The organism is Candidatus Parvarchaeota archaeon (genome assembly GCA_016866895.1).
GTDB lineage: Archaea > Micrarchaeota > Micrarchaeia > Anstonellales > VGKX01 > VGKX01.
The window spans coordinates 1-1,606 of record VGKX01000204.1 but is presented as its reverse complement, the minus strand read 5'-3'; the positions used below and the strand labels follow the sequence as shown (position 1 = coordinate 1,606).

The window sequence follows — 1,606 nt, the reverse complement described above, 5'->3', positions numbered from 1 at the left end:
AAAAATCGACTTGTGCAGGCACGGCTATGTTCATGCCCGCGCTTTGGGTGACTGCAGGCTGCTCGTCCCCCTTGTCGTTCTGGTAGGATATTCTAAACGGGATTGAATAGAAGCCAGGAAGCGCATTATTCACACCGACTTCAAATTGGAGCGCGGCAGACTGGCCGTGCGAAAGCAAGTCAAGCTTTGCAACAGAAGCCCCAAGAGGGGTGAGTGCCGCAGAATCCCCAAGTGCAATCCTCAAGTTTGACGCGTCCCTTGTCCCTGTATTTGAGATTTTCAGCTTCAGGTTTGTCCTCTGCCCAGGCGAAAAGTTCTGGTTTTCAAGCTGTATTGCAAAATCCGGGCTTGAGCGCTTGACATTGACAAGCACAAGCATCTTGTCAAAAATCGTGTTGCCGACCGCATCGTCATAAAGCACGCCAATGGGCATGGAATAAACCCCGCTTGAGATGTTGCTTGCAAGCGTCACCTCGGCGCTGAAGCTTGACCTGTTTGCAATCTCGCCAACATAAATCGGAAGCTGCTTTGCAATGAACCCAGAGGACGGGGCTTGCGCTGAATTGCTCCCAAGGGAAAGCCTCGGGTCTGTTGCCTGCCCAACGTAAAGCCTTGCGTTTCCAGCCGCCCCCCCGGAATTGAGTATTGTGCCCTCAAGGGTAAAGGTTCCGTCTGTATAGACCAGGTTTGACTTTGCAGTTGCCTGCAGTATTGCCGGGTTTGTTATTGTCACAGGCACTGTGAAAGTCCTCTGGGTAATGGCGTTTGTAGCCGAGGCCGAGGTGCTTGAAGGCGTCGAGCCAGTTAGCTTTGCCTGAAAGTTGTATATCCCAGGCTGCGCATCGGCCTGGGCGCTAAAGGGGACTGAAATAATCGTTGAGCCGCCTGGGCTTATGTCGCCTACAAAAATGTCCGCATTGGAAAATAGCTTGCCGGAGCCTGTGGCGCTTAGCGATATTCCGCTTACAAGCGTGTTTCCTGTGTTGGCTATTGTCAGCGTCACAAGGCCACTTGTGCCAGGCTTGATTGTCTGGGGGCTGAGGGTGTAGCTTGTTACCGACAAATCGGCAAACACGGCAGGCAGTGCCAATGCAACTGCAATCAAGGCAAAAAACAAGGAAATTTTGAATCCTATTTCGCCATCTGCATTTTCGTTTTTTCTCATCTTCTCACCTCTATTTTCTCAAGCAGCCCGTCTTTTATGTGGAATATGCGCTGCGACATCCTTGCAATGCCTGAGTCGTGCGTGACTGTCACTATTGTCATTCCTTCAGCGTGCAGCTTGTTGAATATGTCAAGCACAGCCGCCCCTGACTTGGAGTCCAGGTTTCCGGTAGGCTCGTCTGCAAGAAGTATGCTTGGATTGTTTACAAGCGCCCTTGCTATGGCGACTCTTTGCCTCTGGCCTCCGGACAACTGTCCCGGAAGATGGTTTACCCTATCCTCCATTCCAAGCTTTTCAAGTGTCTTTCTTGCCCTCTTTTTTCGCTCGTCAATTTCAATTCCCAAAAAAGCCATGGGGAGCATCACGTTTTCAAGCGCGCTTAGGGTGGGTATGAGATGGAATGATTGGAACACAAAGCCGATTTTGCTTCCCCGGAACTTT

The 1,606-nt window shown here is 50.9% G+C and carries 2 protein-coding genes; both read right to left on the bottom strand.

Translation table 11 applies throughout. The annotated features are described in order from the left end of the window. The coding region (locus FJZ26_05955; GenBank protein ID MBM3229952.1) for a hypothetical protein at nt 1-1,165 on the bottom strand (1,165 nt) is incomplete at its 3' end. Next, the coding region (locus FJZ26_05950; protein MBM3229951.1) for an ATP-binding cassette domain-containing protein at nt 1,162-1,606 on the bottom strand (445 nt) is incomplete at its 5' end. The genes FJZ26_05950 and FJZ26_05955, both read right to left, overlap by 4 nt.